Source organism: Arthrobacter sp. GmRoot5-12, assembly GCF_059739365.1.
This window is the reverse complement of sequence record NZ_AP046056.1, coordinates 1,774,071-1,788,481: the sequence shown is the minus strand read 5'-3', so window position 1 is coordinate 1,788,481 and position 14,411 is coordinate 1,774,071. Positions and strand designations below refer to the sequence as shown.

13 protein-coding genes and 1 pseudogene are annotated in these 14,411 nt (G+C 66.2%); 5 read left to right on the top strand and 9 right to left on the bottom strand.

Annotated features, from left to right (window positions below; translation table 11 throughout):
- Positions 1–69: 69 nt before the first annotated feature.
- A pseudogene (locus AC6JAM_RS08155) lies at positions 70–647 on the bottom strand (recombinase family protein).
- A gap of 225 nt (positions 648–872) precedes the next feature.
- Between AC6JAM_RS08155 and AC6JAM_RS08150 the strand changes: the two are divergent.
- Positions 873–1,175, top strand: a complete 303-nt coding sequence (locus AC6JAM_RS08150; RefSeq protein ID WP_223993254.1) for a DUF4193 domain-containing protein — start codon at positions 873–875, stop codon at positions 1,173–1,175.
- Between the two features lie 190 nt (positions 1,176–1,365).
- Here the strand turns inward: AC6JAM_RS08150 and AC6JAM_RS08145 are convergent, their stop codons facing one another.
- A complete protein-coding gene (locus AC6JAM_RS08145) occupies positions 1,366–1,581 on the bottom strand; it encodes an AsnC family protein (RefSeq protein WP_144601454.1) in 216 nt (71 codons plus the stop codon).
- Positions 1,582–1,890: 309 nt separating this feature from the next.
- On the opposite strand from AC6JAM_RS08145, the gene AC6JAM_RS08140 reads away from it, so the two are divergent.
- A complete protein-coding gene (locus AC6JAM_RS08140; RefSeq protein WP_144601453.1) occupies positions 1,891–2,232 on the top strand; it encodes a YegP family protein in 342 nt (113 codons plus the stop codon).
- A 309-nt stretch (positions 2,233–2,541) separates the two neighbouring features.
- Here the strand turns inward: AC6JAM_RS08140 and AC6JAM_RS08135 are convergent, their stop codons facing one another.
- Positions 2,542–3,648, bottom strand: a complete 1,107-nt coding sequence (locus AC6JAM_RS08135; RefSeq protein WP_018770343.1) for a GTP pyrophosphokinase — start codon at positions 3,646–3,648, stop codon at positions 2,542–2,544.
- Between the two features lie 45 nt (positions 3,649–3,693).
- The gene (locus AC6JAM_RS08130) at positions 3,694–4,683 is read right to left on the bottom strand and encodes a LacI family DNA-binding transcriptional regulator (RefSeq protein WP_186447859.1); all 990 of its coding nucleotides are present in this window, start codon (positions 4,681–4,683) and stop codon (positions 3,694–3,696) included.
- 216 nt (positions 4,684–4,899) lie between these two features.
- Here AC6JAM_RS08130 and uriH point away from each other — a divergent pair, with 216 nt between their 5' ends.
- Genes uriH through AC6JAM_RS08115 form a run of 3 tightly spaced genes read left to right on the top strand, consistent with a single transcriptional unit; the run spans position 4,900 to position 8,351 of the window.
- Positions 4,900–5,964 (top strand): uridine-preferring nucleoside hydrolase UriH, encoded by a 1,065-nt coding sequence (uriH, locus tag AC6JAM_RS08125; RefSeq protein WP_056388509.1) that lies wholly within the window; start codon positions 4,900–4,902, stop codon positions 5,962–5,964.
- The gene (uriT, locus tag AC6JAM_RS08120; protein WP_497934442.1) at positions 5,965–7,392 is read left to right on the top strand and encodes a uridine transporter UriT; all 1,428 of its coding nucleotides are present in this window, start codon (positions 5,965–5,967) and stop codon (positions 7,390–7,392) included.
- Positions 7,389–8,351, top strand: a complete 963-nt coding sequence (locus AC6JAM_RS08115; protein ID WP_018770339.1) for a ribokinase — start codon at positions 7,389–7,391, stop codon at positions 8,349–8,351. Before uriT ends, AC6JAM_RS08115 begins: the two co-directional genes overlap by 4 nt.
- Before the next feature lie 27 nt (positions 8,352–8,378).
- Here the strand turns inward: AC6JAM_RS08115 and AC6JAM_RS08110 are convergent, their stop codons facing one another.
- The 5 genes from AC6JAM_RS08110 to AC6JAM_RS08090 all read right to left on the bottom strand — a co-directional run bounded on the left by AC6JAM_RS08110 (position 8,379) and on the right by AC6JAM_RS08090 (position 14,139).
- Entirely contained in the window at positions 8,379–9,452 is a 1,074-nt protein-coding gene (locus AC6JAM_RS08110; protein ID WP_497934441.1) for a LacI family DNA-binding transcriptional regulator, read from the bottom strand.
- A gap of 41 nt (positions 9,453–9,493) precedes the next feature.
- Entirely contained in the window at positions 9,494–10,399 is a 906-nt protein-coding gene (locus tag AC6JAM_RS08105; RefSeq protein WP_018770337.1) for a carbohydrate ABC transporter permease, read from the bottom strand.
- Positions 10,396–11,277, bottom strand: a complete 882-nt coding sequence (locus AC6JAM_RS08100; protein ID WP_497935941.1) for a carbohydrate ABC transporter permease — start codon at positions 11,275–11,277, stop codon at positions 10,396–10,398. The genes AC6JAM_RS08105 and AC6JAM_RS08100 overlap by 4 nt, the downstream gene beginning before the upstream one ends.
- Positions 11,278–11,301: 24 nt before the next feature.
- Positions 11,302–12,636 carry an ABC transporter substrate-binding protein gene (locus AC6JAM_RS08095; protein WP_497934440.1) on the bottom strand — a complete coding sequence of 445 codons (1,335 nt, stop codon included), beginning with the start codon at positions 12,634–12,636 and terminating at the stop codon, positions 11,302–11,304.
- A 66-nt stretch (positions 12,637–12,702) separates the two neighbouring features.
- Positions 12,703–14,139: a family 43 glycosylhydrolase gene (locus AC6JAM_RS08090; RefSeq protein ID WP_497934439.1), complete on the bottom strand. Its 1,437-nt coding sequence runs from the start codon at positions 14,137–14,139 to the stop codon at positions 12,703–12,705.
- Positions 14,140–14,411: the final 272 nt, after the last annotated feature.

Sequence of the window (14,411 nt, the reverse complement as noted above, 5' to 3'; positions counted from 1 at the left end):
AATTCGTTCCATCGTTGGGCGCAGAATTTGCTTGGAGCAGAGAAGCTTTCCGCGGGGGAGGAGACGGGCTTACTCCACTCTTGCTTGACGGAGGTATTGGCAGACGGTTTCCCTGTTGATTCCGTAGTCACGTGCAAGGACGACTTTCGGGATGCCATTGCCGGCGGGGTGGACGAGTTCGGCCGCCCGCTCCGGTGTGAGCGTCTTCTTCCGGCTCTTGTGGACGCCGCGCTGCTAGGCCAAGGCAATGCCTTCGCGCTGGCGTTCCCGGCTCAGGGCCCGCTCGAAGTCGGCGAAGGCACCCATGACGGCAGCATAAGGTTCGCCATGGGGGAGTCCTCGCCGGTGAAGACAGGATGCTCTTTGAGGAACTCCAACTGCACCCCTCGTTACGTAAGTCCCTGGACCAGTGCGCGCAGATCGTCGAGGTTCCGGGCTAGGCGGTCCATGCTGTGCACAACAACGGTGTCCCCGTCCCGGACGAACCGCAGCAGCTCGTTCAGCTGCGGCCGCGCGGTGTCCCTGCCGGAGGCCTTGTAGGTGAACAGCCGGTCCAGGACCTCGCCCTCCAGCTGACGTCGCTCATTCTGGTCAAGCGTGTTGACCCGCACGTAACCGATTCGCTGTCCATGCTCGCCGGCCTCCAACCCTTAGGTATGAACGAGTGTCAGCTCGGGCAAGGAAACACGTCAAGACTTCCGCGCAGGCGGACCGGCTCGCACCCGGTGGATTGTCCACGGGCGGCACGGCAAAGCCATCGCCGCTGATGCACGTGTCGGGACGCTCTTCCCGGGAAACAACGCCGCCATGGTGTACGTTGCTCTCTGGTCAGACAGGAAGCCGACAGAGAACAGAGAAGAGAACCGCCAAACATGGCTACCGACTACGACGAAGTCCGCTCCGACGTCAAGGAATCTCAGGAGAGTTCCTTGGAGGCGTTGAAGTCCGCCAGCGCTCCGGATGCCCGCAGCGTCGTCACCGAGCTCGATGAAGCGGACGCCCTGGACGAAGGGCTGACTCCCGGCGGGGAAATCGTCTCCGAGGAGCTCATCGTCCAGGTCATCCCGCAGGGTGCGGACGAGTTCACCTGCTCATCCTGTTTCCTGGTCCGTCACCGGTCCCAGCTGGCACGGCAAAGCAATGGCCAGTGGTACTGCATCGAGTGCGAAGGCTGAGCCCCGGAAACGGCAGAACCGGGCGGCCGACGGCCAGTGCACAAAGTCCCAAAATGATGCAACTGATGCAGTACGCCGTTCTCTACTTGACATAACGTCGGCTATCGGTCAGAGACGTTTTCTTAGCCGAGGCAGGGGAGTGGCTGCCTTCCGATCCTGGGCGGTCGCAGCCCAGGATCGGAAGCAGCACCTAGCGCTTTCCGTATTTACGGTGGACGGCTTGCTTGCTCGCGCCCAGGCACAGCGCGATGGCTTCCCAGGAAAGGCCGGCCTGCCGGGCCTTCCTGACCAGTGACGCTTCTGTTCGCCCGACTTCCTTCTGCAGCTGGGCGACCGCCTGCAGGGCTTCAGCCGGTCCTTTCCCGTCCATGGATGCAACCAAAGTCTTCATCCGATCCACCTCCATGCGTCAACATTAGTTGACGCCAGGGGGTGGGTCAACATATGTTGACGACCTGCCGAGCACTGAGGCTGTCTCGTGAACCCACGAGGAACGTGCGCGTGGACTGGACACCCGAGAGCAGGTGATCACTTCTGTTGGATGCCGGGCGACATCTTGCGCCGGCAAGCGGTCCCACGAGAAACTCGAGGAACGCGCGCTGAATTGATGAAAATTTGGACGGCGGGATACCAGGGAAAACGGAGGCAACGATGCCGCCGCTCCTGTCTGGCGGCAAAGATGCCGCCACAAGATCCCGCAGACGAAAGGATCGGAATGGCAGGAATGTTCGAACTATTTATCGACACCGAATCTGCGTTCAGGTTCCGGCTCACAGCACCAGATGGAACTGTCATGGCAGTGTCCAAGCCCTTCGATACCAAGACCGACGCCGTTGCCGGCATCGCCGCCGTGCGCGAATATGCCGGCATGGGACTGATCACCGACCACAGCACAACAACCACAAATGCGGCACCGCCGGCCACCTGGACTGACCCCGGCAGTCAAACTGACGATTCCCCGCGCATGCCAAAAATCGACTTCCACACCCGCGCCAGGGCGGTCCGCCGGGCCGTCTCGGGCCCCCGCTGGGCCGGGGCAATCCACAGCCTTTCCTGAACCGCCGGGGAGGGGCGCGGGGACCCCTCTCAGCGCCAGCTTTACACAAGATCAACTATCGGCCCTTAGGCCTTGATCAGAGTCTGCTGCGTCCGTCGGCCTCTTGTCCCAACATACGAAGAAGGTCAAGGGTGGTCATCCTCAGCTCCATAGGCGTGCTGGTAAAAGAACGGCGTCAGGTGGACCAGAGGAGTGCTGTCGACTTCTCGGATTAGCTGCCGTGCCTTCCCAATAACCTCCCAATCGTTCAGGGAATCTGGTTCAGGTCGCGGGTTCGATCCATATAAACGGCCGTCAAGGTACCTACCCCTACTTCTTCGTCATCCGATACCGTTCGATCTGCCGCAGCCGCCGCAGGAGGCTGTCGCGCCGCGGGTGCGGGACGGCGTCGGGCCCTTCCGCGGTGAGGTCGATGTGCTTGGTGCCGTACTGCCACAGGAGGAGGTCGTCCAGGAGCCGGTCCGGCCCGGGGGAGTAGCGGTGGTCCAGGGCCTTGCGGACCTCCGTGATGCGGTTGGCACTGAGCAGCCCGGCCAGCTGCATGGTCTGGTTCAGGCCGTGCGCGGCGAGGAGTTCGGCGGCCCAGCCCCAGTCGTCGTCCACCTTGCGGTCAACGTGGGGGAGCAGCGTGCGCCACACGTCCCGGATCCGGTTGGGCGTGAGCGGGGCGGCCCCTTCGCCGTCCACGTCCCAGAAGCTGCGGACTTCCTCATACCGTTCGTGCAGGTCGGCGAAGGCCGTCTCCACGGTTTCCAGCATGGCCGCGGTGGCGGTGAACTGCCGGTCGAAGTGCGGGGTCCAGGCGCGAGGGTCCTCGGCCTTGAACCGGATGTCGTGCTCGATCTCGCTCCATGCGTGGGCGAAGATGGTGCGGATCTGGCACTCGAAGAAGTAGCTGCCGTTGGGCTGCAGGTCCGGGTTGAAGACCTGCTGGTATTCCTTGACGGCCTCGTTCTGGATGGTGCGCAGGATGAGGTGGCGGCTGGAATACCCGTATGTGCCGCTCTCGATGGAGCCGATGTCCTTCTCGCGGTCGCCGCGGCAGTCAAACAGCTGCCGTTGGCGCTTGATGATGTTGGCCACGGCGGCGTTCTCGGCCGGCAGCTTGGTGATCACCCGGATGCCCACCATGTCATTCAGCGTGCGGAACGGGTCCGGAAACTTCAGGAGCCGCCGGCCGCCGGGTTCCAGCGGCTCTTCCGTGCGGGAGATCTTCTCCTTGAACGATTCCACCGTCTTGGTGCGGCCGGTGACAAACAGCGGCGTGACCTCGCTGTCCTTCAGCATGTCCCGCAGAACCAGCAAAACGTCCCGGGTAACCAGCTTCAGGGCAGGCCGGACGCGCTCATAGATCTCCACGTTGTGCTGCACCGACTCACGCAGCGGCTCGTCCAGGTTTTCCCAGTTACTCGGCATGGTCCCAGCTTACGGCGGGGGTCCGACAGGAAGCCTTTGGGCCCCCTACGTTTCGGCGGCCGACGTGGACCCGCGCACCACCAGGGAGCTCTCGAGGATGAGTTCCTCCTGCTCCAGCGGCCGGCCTTCCATCAGGCGGCGGAGCTGCTCCCCGGCCTTCAGGCCCAGCAGCGCCGCGGGCAGGTGCACGCTGGTCAGGCCCGGGCTGCTGGTAGCGGAGTACGGCAGGTCGTCGAAGCCGGCAACCGCCAACTCCTCCGGAATCCGGACCCCTTCCACCCGGGCTTCCTGCAGCACACCGTAGGCGTGGGTGTCCGTGGCACAGACGACGGCGGTCACCCCCTGGCGCTGCCAGTCCGGCCACGCTGCGGCAAAGGCCGCCGCGGCCTCGCCAACGTCGATGGTGGTGGCAGGGATATGCTGCGGATCCACCGCCATGCCCCGGGCGGCCGCTTCGGCCAGGAACGCCTCGCGGCGGATGGCAAAAGTTTCGGTTCCGGTCACGCTGTCCAGGTAGGCCACGCGCCGGTGCCCGGCCCCGGCGAGGTGGGCGGCCAACTCCCGGGCGCCCTGCGCGACGTCCAGATTGACCGCGGGAGCAACCGATTCCAGGCCGGGTGCGTCCAGCAGGACCAGGGGCCCGGCCACGGACAGATCGGCCAGGAAGTCCGCGTTCGGTGCGTCAACCAGGAGCCCTGCCGGCCGCAGGGACATCAGCTTCCGGACGTCGTCGGCCTTGGGGAATTCGCCCGAATCGGTGACGGAGAGCAGCAGCTGGTAGTTGGGCCCCAGGGATTCCCGCACCCCGCCGATCACCTTGGCGAAGAACGGGTTGGAGATGTCCGGCGCCACCAGGATCACGATTGAACTGACGCCCTTGGCCAGCGAGCTCCCGATGCCGTCCACCACGTACCCCAGCTCGGCGATGGCCTCCCGCACCCGGGAAATGTTGTCCTCGGACACCCGGCCCGCCGTCTTGCCGTTGGCCACCAAGGACACCGTGGCCACGGAGACGCCGGCCCGCGCCGCCACCATGGCTGCCGTCACCCGCCGGGGCCGCGCCCGCTGCTGCACCTGTTCCCCGGAATCCATACTTCGATCCTATCCGCCGCAGGGAACACCAGGGGCAGCAACGCATCAAGCGTTTGACGTGCGGCAACACCTCCCAACGTTAAGCGTTTGACGTCAGCCGCAAAAGCCTGCCATGATCACTCCCGGAATACTGAATCCCTGCCTCCCCGGCAGGCCCCAATGACGTGGAGAACCATCGTGGAACTAGATCCCCGGCCCGTAGACAGCCACCCAAAGCCCCGGAAGATCATCCTGGACTGCGACCCCGGCCACGATGACGCCGTGGCCCTGCTGCTGGCGCACGGCAGCCCGAACATTGAACTGCTGGCCGTCACCACGGTGGTGGGCAACCAGACCCTTGAAAAGGTCACCCGCAACGCCCTGGCCGTCGGCACCATCGCCGGGATCACCGGCGTCCCCTTCGCCGCCGGCTGCCCGCGGCCCCTGGTCCGCAGCATCGAAACCGCGCCGGACATCCACGGTGAAAGCGGCATGGACGGCCCCGCACTGCCGGAGTCCACCATCGAACTGGACCCGCGCCACGCCGTCGACCTCATCATCGACACCGTCATGGCGCACGAGCCCGGCACCGTCACCCTGGTCCCCACTGCCGGCCTGACCAACATCGCCATGGCCGCCCGCAAGGAACCGCGCATCGTGGAACGCGTCCGGGAAGTGGTCCTCATGGGCGGCGGCTACCACGTGGGCAACTGGAGCGCCGTGGCGGAGTTCAACATCATCATCGACCCCGAGGCCGCGCACATCGTCTTCAATGAAAAATGGCCGGTGGTGATGGTGGGTCTTGACCTCACCCACCAGGCGCTCGCCACCCCCGAGGTCGTGGAAAAGATCGCCGCCATCGGCACCACCCCGGCCAAATTCGTCACCGAGCTGATGGACTTCTTCGCCCACACCTACAAGGACGCGCAGGGCTTCGATCACCCGCCGGTCCATGATCCGTGCGCCGTGGCCTACGTGATCGACCCCAGCATCGTCAGCACCCGCAAGGTGCCGGTCAACATCGAACTGCAGGGCGCCCTCACGCTCGGCATGACCGTGGCGGACTTCCGCGCCCCCGCCCCCGCCGACTGCCACACCAGTGTGGCCGTGGACCTGGACCACGCGCGCTTCTGGGACCTGGTCACCGACGCGCTGGAACGCATCGGCGAGCCAATCACCAAAGGCAACGCGTCCGACGTCGAACGCCAGGCCAGTGCCTCCCTCACCGCCGGAGGGGTCAAGTAAATGACTGCCACGATGACCGAAACCAAGACCGGCCGCGGCAACGTCGCCGCCCTCATGACCGCACTGCTGGCAGCCTGCGTGGCCTTCCAGCTCAACGCCTCCATGCTCAGCCCCGCCCTGGTCACCATGGGCGAGGAGCTCAACACCGACCAGGCCGTCATCGGCCTCTCCCAGACCTGGTTCTTCACCGCCGCCGCCCTCTTCTCCCTGTTCCTGCCCCGGCTCAGCGACATCGTGGGCCGCAAGAAGGTCCTGGTGGGCATGATGGTGCTGATGGCCGCGGGGTCCGTCATCGCGGCGCTCGCCCCGGACGTCACGTGGCTCTTCGTGGGCCGCATCATCCAGGGCGTCAGCGGACCCACCGTGCCGCTGTGCCTGATCATGCTGCGTTCTGCGGTCAGCAACCCGCGGAAATACGGCACCCTGATGGGCCTCATCACCGCGGTCAACGGCGGCGTGGCCGGCGTGGACTCCTTCGTGGGCGGCTACTTCGCGGAGCACTTCGGCTTCCGCAGCATCTTCTGGCTCATGGTGGTGCTGGCCGCCGCCGCCACCGCCCTGATCATGGTCCTCGCGGCGGAAAGCAAGCCTGCCGCCGGCACCCGGATGGACTGGCTGGGCGTGTTCTTCATCGTGGTGGCCGTCGGCGCCCTGCTGACCGCACTGAACGAGGCCTCCAAGCTGGTGGGCGGCTTCTCCGCCACAACGCTGATGCTGAGCCTGGCGCTGGTACTGGTGTCCGCCGTCGCGTTCTTCGCCTTCTGGCGCACCGAACAGCGCGCCGCGCAGCCCATGGTGGAAACCGTGCACCTGCGCCAGCGCTCCACCTGGGCTCCGCTGCTCACCACCACGCTGACCATGACCGGCATCTTCGCCGTCATCAACGGCATCGTTCCCGCCTACGTCCAGGCCGCCAACCCCGGGTTCGGCGTGGGCCCCACCGAAATGTCGCTGATCATCCTCACCCCGTACGCCCTGCTGGGCTGGCTGGTGGGCCCGATCAGCGGAAAACTGGCTCCGGTCCTTGGCTACACCAGGGTGCTCCGGATCGGCCTCCTGGGCAGCATCGCCGCACTGGCGCTGATTGCCTTCCTGGGCCTGGACAGCCTGCCCCTGATGATCGCCGGCACGGTCTTGCTGGGCATCATGTACGCCGGTACGGTCAACATCATGCTCAACGGACTCGGTGTTGTCCTCTCGCCCGCCGGAAACCCCGGCTTCCTGCCCGGCATGAACGCGGGCGCGTTCAACCTGGGCGCAGGCCTCAGCTTCCTGATCCTGCCGGCCGTGCTGGTGGCGACGTCGGTACTTGGCGACGCGAAGGCCTCCTACCTCACCGTCGTGGTCGCCGGCTTGGCACTGACCGTCGCCGCCTTCGCCGCGTCCCTGCTGATCCCCAAGCCGGTTGAAGCTGAGGTGACCCCGTGAGTACCGCGGCCGGCAGCACGGGCCGGATCGTCGTCGTCGGCTCCCTCAACGCCGACCTCACCATCTACTGCGAACGCCTGCCGCAGCCGGGCGAAACCGTCCAGGGCAACGGATTTGCCGTGAACCCGGGCGGCAAGAGCGCCAACCAGGCGGTGGCCGCCGGCCGACTGGGCGGCCACGTCAGCCTGGTGGGTGCCGTGGGAAAGGACGCCAACGGGGCCATGCTCGAGGCCTCGGTGGCAGGGGCCGGCGTGGATGTGGGGCACGTGCGGACCTCCACTGAGCCCACCGGCGTCGCGGTCATCGCCGTGGACGCCCGTGGCGAGAACAACATCATCATCTCCGCCGGGGCCAACGGCACTCTGTCCCCGGCCGACGTCGCGGACGCCGGGGACGTGCTGGAGGAGGCCGCCGTGGTGAGCCTCTGCCTTGAGGTCGGCATGGACACGGTGCTGGCCGCAGCCCGGGCAGGGCACGACGCCGGCGCAACGGTCCTGCTGAACCTCTCGCCCTACGCGGAGATTCCGTCAGCCCTGGCCGGATTGGCTGACGTGCTGCTGGTCAACGCCCACGAGGCCGCGCTGTTCCTTGGTGTTTCCGTGCCGGGTGCCGGCGCGCCAGCCGACGAGTGGGAAGCGGCGCGGGAGCGGTTTGCCGCCCGGGGCATCCAGCAGGTGCTGGTGACGCTCGGTTCGCAGGGCTCCGTGGTGCTGGACTCGCTGGCGTCTCCCGGCTCCCGCGTGACGTCCGTTCAACCCACCCAGGTGCACGCGGTGGACACCACCGGTGCCGGGGACGCGTTCACGGGAGCAGTTGCCGTGCGGCTTGCGGCGGGGGATGCGCTCGCCGATGCCGCCGCCTTCGCCTCCGTTGCCGCGGCCCTGGCAACCACCCGCAAAGGGACCCAGGCAGCGTACCCGGACACGGCCGACGTCGAACGCCGCCTCCGCGCGTCCTGACGCCGCCGGCGGGGCCAGCCGGTGAGGCTAGGCCCTTGCCTGGGCCCGGACCGAGGCCCGCTCCACTGGCGGGCAGTGGATCTTGGCGGCCCCGTCTGTGGCGGCGTCGATGCCCAGGAGGGTCCGCACACCGGCCGCGCCCAGCTCATAGTGCGGCAGGGACACGGTGGACAGCGGCGGGCGAAGGTGGGCGGCGATGACCTCCTGGTTGTCGAAGCCCACCACCGCCATGTCGTCCGGGATGGACAGGCCCCGCTCCCGCAGGCCGTCGTACAGGCCCATGGCCATCCGGTCGTTGTAGCAGTACACCGCCGTCACGTCGCGCTTGAGGAGTTCCGCGGTTGCCGCGTAGCCGCCCTCCTGGTCCGGATAGGCCTCCATCACCAGCCCGGGATCGAACGCCACCCCGGCATCCTCGAGGGCTTCGCGGTAGCCGGCCAGGCGTCCGTCCTTGGCCGGAGCGGGAATGGTGGCGTTGATGAAGGCGATGCGGCGGTGGCCGTTCCGGAGCAGGATTTCGGTGGCGGAGCGGCCGCCCTGGACCTCGTCCGGAACCACGGCGCGGGTGCCGGGCTCGTCGGAGAAGCAGTTGACCAGGACGAACTCGGCTTCGCGCAGCGGCTCCGGGATCTCGGTCTGCCGGTGGAACCAGGTGGAGTACAGGATGCCGCGCACCTTGTACTCGAGCATCATCTTGATGGCGTCCTGTTCCAGTTCGCCGTTGCCCTCGGTGTTGGCGATGAGCAGGGCGTACCCGTGCTTCCACGCCTCGTCCTGGGCGCCGTGGATGATCTGGCCCGCGAAGGGGGTGGTGGCCACGCCGTCGGCCACGAGCCCGATGAACTTCGAAGTCCCGCTGACCAGCGTCTTGGCCATGGCGTTGGGCCGGTACCCGAGGGTGCGGATGGCGTCCTTGACGCGTTGCCGGGTCTCCTCGGCGATCCTGGCGCTCTTCTTCTTGTTGACCACCAGGGACACGGTGGCCGTGGAGACTCCGGCGGCTTCGGCCACTTCGCGGAGGGTCACCGGATGGGCGCGTTCTGGCATCCGCGGCGGTTGGGCGGTGGGCGCCGGCCCGCCTGGCTTGTTCTCCGTTGACATCTTCTGGCCTCCGTCTGGAGTATATCTGCCTGCCGTGGCCGTCATCCCTTGGTCGCCCCGCTTTCGAGGCCCTGGATCATGGCCTTGTTGAGCACCAGGAACACCAGCAGCAGCGGCGTGATGGTGACGCACACGGCGGCGAAGGTTGCCGTCCAGTCCACCTTGCCCATGGCGCCGATGTAGTTCTGCAGGCCCAGCGGAATGGTCTTCAGCTCCTCGGACAGGACGAACGTGTTGGCGAAGATGAAGTCGTTCCAGATGAAGATGCTGTTGACCAGCACCACCGTGACCACGGTGTTCAGGGACAGCGGCAGGGTGATCAGCCCGAAGATCCGGTAGGGCCCGGCGCCGTCCAGGGAGGCCGCCTCATAGGTTTCCTTGGGGATGTACTCGTAGAACGAGCAGAACAGGTACACGGACATGGGCAGGGAAAACCCGGCCAGCGGGATGATCATGGACTGGTACGTGTCCAGCAGGTTCACCGTGGAGTAGTCGATGAACAGGGGGACCAGGGCGATCTGGACCGGCACGATGATGCCGATCAGGAACAGCCCGCGGACCAGTTTGCTGAGCCGGAAGCCCAGCACCTGGATGGCGTAGGCGGCCATCATGCCCAGCAGGACGATGAGGATGTTGGCGCCCATGGTCACCACGAAGCTGTTGAGGATGTTCCGGCCCAGGTCGCCTGTTTCGAATGCCCTGGCGTAGTTGTCCCACGTCAGGGCGCCGGGCAGGGCGAAGGGGTCGCCCGTGGCGAAGTCGTGTTCGGTGCGGAGGCTGGTGAGGAACAGCCACGCGAGCGGGTAGACCTGCACGATCACGATCAGCATGATCAGCACGCGGGACAGGGTCCGGAACAGGTCCGGCCGGCGCCTGCGGCGTGGTGCGGCCGGCGTGGGCGGGACGACGGCGGCGGGCCGGGTGGGCGGGGCTGCCTGGGTGATCATGCGTCTGCCTTCCGCTTGAGCAGGAACAGGATGAGGCCGACGGCCACGAGGCACTCCACCACGATGAACACCGAGATGGTGCTGGCGTAGCCGAAGTCCGTGCTGGTGAACGCGGTCTTGTACATGTAGGTGGTGAGCAGTTCCGAGGACTGGCCCGGACCGCCGTTGGTCATCAGGTAGGGGATGTCGAAGCCGCGCAGCCCGTAGGTGGTGGCCATGATCGTGGTGGTGATCCACACCGGGCGGATGTACGGGAAACGGATCCTGGTGAACAGGGTCCACCGGGAGGCGCCGTCAAGGACCGCGGCTTCCTCCAGCTCCTTGGGCACCGCCAGCAGCGCCGCGTAGATGATGAGCATGTACAGCCCGGTGAAGCGCCAGCCTTCCGGCGCGGACACGGCCGCCAGGACGGTATTGACGTCCGAGAGCCAGGGCCGTTCCAGGCTGCCCAGCCCGATCCAGTGCAGGAGCTGGTTGAGCAGGCCTACCGGCTCCAGCGAGTAGATCCGCACGAAGAGGAAGGCGATGGCCGCGGTGGAGATCACGGCAGGCAGCAGGTACAGGGTCTTGATGAGCTCCCGTCCGCGGCGGAGGGAGGTAAGGAGGCTGGCCACCACCAGGGCACCTCCCAGCTGCAGGACCAGGCAGATGGCCAGGTAGAGGAGGGCGTTCAGGAACGCCCGCCAGAAGATGTCGTCCGCGGTGAACATGCGGAGGTAGTTCTCCAGTCCCACGAATTCCATGTCGCTGATGCCGTTCCAGGAGAAGAAGCTCAGGAACAGGGACTGGAGGATGGGGAAGAGGACGGCCGCGCCGTACAGCAGCAGCGGCGGGAGCAGGAAGACCAGGACTGAGGTCCTCGATCTGTTGGGAAGCATCCTGTTGGGGAGCATGGCTGGCCTTTACTTGAAGAACTTGGGGGCGTTCTGGGCGATGGTGCTGTCCATGGTCTCCGTGAACTGCTGGGGCGTGATTTCGCCCTGGACCAGCAGGACGAGCTCCTGCTGCAGCCGCCCGTTGGTGGTGGGGTCCAGCTGGGTGTCCCAGGGCATGGCCTGCTTGGCGCCCAGATCCTTGGCCTGGTCCAGCGCCTTCCGGTACAGCGGCGTGGCGTTGGCAGGAATGGCGGTTTCGACGTCGGTGGTGGGGGAGAGTGCCCCGGTGGCGGCGTATTCAGCGGGGTACTTCTGCAGGGCGAACTTAAGGAAGTCGCTCACCAGCGGATCGTAGGTCTTGGCGTTGACCGCCATGCCGATGCCCGACGGGGACACGAACTCGTTGGCCGTCGTCACCGAGCCGGCTGTGGTGGGCAGGGTGAAGAAGTCGATGTCGTCGCGCACGGCAGGGTTGAGCTTGTCCGTGGCCAGGCTGGGCAATTCCCAGGTGCCGATGTTGTACATGGCGGCCTGGCCGGAGGTGAACTGGTTCTGCGCGTCTGAATAGCCCTGCGCGGAGAACCCGTCCTGGAAGCACTTGGCCTTGCCCAGTTCCGCCAGCCAGTTGACGGTCTTCTGTCCTGCGGGGTCGGTGAACTTGGCCTCGCCCTTCTTCAGTTTCTGGACGAACTCCGGTCCGGCTGCCCGGAAGGGCTGGTAGGCGGCGTACCGTTCCAGCGGCCACTGGTCCTGGCCGTCGATGGCAATCGGCGTGATGCCGGCGCCGCGGAGGGCGGTGCACATGGCGGGAATGTCGTCCAGGGACTTGGGCACGGCCACCCCGGCCTTTGCCAGCAGCGCCTTGTTGTACCAGATGTATTCCAGCTCGTACTGGAACGGGATCATGTACAGGGATCCGTCGTCGAACCGCTGGTAGTCCAGGGCCCCGGGGCGGTATTTGTCGTAGATGTCCAGTGTCTTCAGCAGCTTCTCGGCGTCCAGCATCTTGCCCTGCTTCGCCAGCTGCTGCGCGAACGGAGTGGCGTCGGTGTCGAACAGTTCGGGCAGCTTGTTGGCCGCCGCCAGGGTTTCGAGTTTCTGGATGTAGGAGGGGCGGTCCGGGGTGGTGATCAGGTTCAGCTTGAAGCCCGGGTGGTCCTTGCCGTAGTCGTCGGCCAGCTTCTTCATGATGTTGATGACCGCGCCGTCGGCCGGGCGGGACAGCAGCCACGAAATTTCGCGGGGCTTGATCTCGCCGGTGGGGGCGACGTTGGTGGAACTGGTGGAGCTTCCGCCCCCGCAGCCGGTCAGGGCCAGGGCGGTGACTGCTGCGACGGCGGCAGCGCGGAACAGGTTCTTCATTGCGGCAATCTCCCTTGATTGGAGTGGATCATGTGGAACGGGTCAGGTGGAACGGAGGAGTGGTATTCAGTTGTCGGTGCGCTTGCGTACTTCGAGGTCGGTGACGGTAACGCATCCTTCGCCGGCGAACACGCCGATTGCGCCGGCGGGAAGGTCGTAGATCCGGGTGCTGAGCGCCACCTGGCGGTCCACGACGGCGACGCAGAGGTCCCCGTCCACCACCACTTCCAGCGTGTGCCGGCCGGGTGGAAGGTTGCAGGGGCGTTCGAGTTCGATGGCGAAGGGAACATCGCCGGACACGTGCCACTGGGCGTCGCCGGTGATGGTCCGGGGCCAGCGGTCGAACACCAGGCGCCCGCGCTTCGGTTCGAGGCGGAGGACGTAGGAGCGGTCACCGTCCGGGCTGGAGCGGAGCAGCATTCCGCATTCGGTGGTTCCGGCCTGGATATCGAACACCGCCCTGGCATGGAACTGGGCGGGCAGGTTGCTGGTGGCGACGGCGGCGCCGTAGCCGTCCGGCACGTCCAGCCGGAAGGGCAGCCCGGTTTCAAGCTCCAGCGGCACGTCGTCCCAGAAGCTGTCCACCAGCTCGTCGGCGAACCCGAACGCCAAAGTCCCGTCCGGGTTCTGCCGCGCCTCCAAGACCGCCATGGTGCCCGCCCACTGCCAGGCGCCGTCGTCGGAATTCCCTTCCTTGCTGGCAATCCAGCCGAAGAAGAACCGCCGGCCGTCCCGCTCTGCCGTCTTGGAGGCGTAGAAGGCGCGGCCGTCCACGCTGTCCAGGGCGGGGACGGTCCACGGGCCGGTGGGGCTCTTGGCCATGCGGTACCTGGTGGTGAAGGTTTCGGAGAATTCCGAGTAGACCATGTACCACCAGCCGTTCCATTCAAAGACGTCCGGGCACTCGTGGGTGATGTAGCGGCGGGGGTCCCAGAACGGGTCCGTGTGCGTCCAGGTCATCAGGTCGGTGGAGACGCACTGGGCGATGACGCCGCGGCGCCGCTCGGGCCCGTCGGAGTGGCGGGCGGCGAGCAGCATCCGCCACAGGCCGGCGGCTTCGTCGCGGAAGACGAAGGGGTCCCGCCAGTCAGCGGATTCATACCCGGTGGGTGCCCCGAAGGTGAGCCCGGGGTGCTTGGTCCAGGTGTCCATGCCGTCCGTGCTGGTGGCGTGCATGACCAGCTGCAGGGGCAGCCCGTCGGTGCCGAGGTTGGCGGGGTTCTGTCCGGTGTAGAACAGGTGGTGCACCCCAGACCCGTCGGCCACGATGCTGCCGGTGTAGCAGTTGAAGTCCGGCTCCTCCGTTGTTCCGTGGGGGAGGGCCACCCCGTGGTCCTGGAACTGGGTGAGGTCTTTGGTGGTCACCAGGTTCCAGGCGGTGCCCGGCTTGGGTTCGGCCCGGACTTCGTGAAGGTAGAACAGCCAGAACTCGCCGTCCTTCTGGAAGGGGATAAGGTCTCCAACCCAGGCATCGGCGGGCTGGAAGAAGACGGGATAGCTCATCAGCGGTGATGTCCATTTCTGCTAAAGCGTTTGATCACCACGAAGGTAGCGTGGAATGCGCCACTTGATCAAGCGTTTTAGCAAAAATACTTTCCCCGGTCGTTTTCGGCCGCATTGTGACGGGCGCCATTTTGCTGAAACGCTTGACCAGTCGAGTGGATGGACATTACCCTCTCCTGCTAAAGCGCTTAAGCACGGCGGTGAGTCCTGGGCTGACGAGGGTCCCGGCGCCGTCGAGCGCCCCGGCGATGACGCCGGCCATGAGAGGAAGT